A 311-nucleotide genomic window follows, 5' to 3' on the forward strand; every position below is an offset into this window, starting at 1 on the left:
CATTTCTGCACGACGGCGCTGCGGTGCTTGTCCGGGACGGACGCGTAATAGCGGCCGTCGAAGAGGAGCGCCTCAACCGGATCAAGCACTCTAACAAGTTCCCGAGCAGTTCAATTCAATACTGCCTCGCATCCGCAGGGATTCAGCTCAGCGATATCGACCACATCGCGTTTTACGCTACCGAGGCCTATTGCAACGTTATGCTCGAACGCCTGTTCCTGTCCCAGCCGAACATCTCCATTCCGGTGGATGCCAAGCTGTTTCTGCGTAACTTACTAATGCGGGAATTCGGTACCGAGGTCGATCCTTCG

The 311-nt window shown here is 55.6% G+C and carries 1 protein-coding gene; it reads left to right on the forward strand.

Features of this window, described 5'->3' with window-relative positions; translation table 11 throughout:
• Window positions 1-311 (forward strand): carbamoyltransferase N-terminal domain-containing protein (locus tag HWY30_RS41005; RefSeq protein ID WP_279613351.1); only part of this gene is annotated, 311 nt, incomplete at both ends.

It is taken from the genome of Paraburkholderia tuberum STM678 (genome assembly GCF_902833905.1).
Taxonomy (GTDB): Bacteria; Pseudomonadota; Gammaproteobacteria; order Burkholderiales; family Burkholderiaceae; genus Paraburkholderia; species Paraburkholderia tuberum.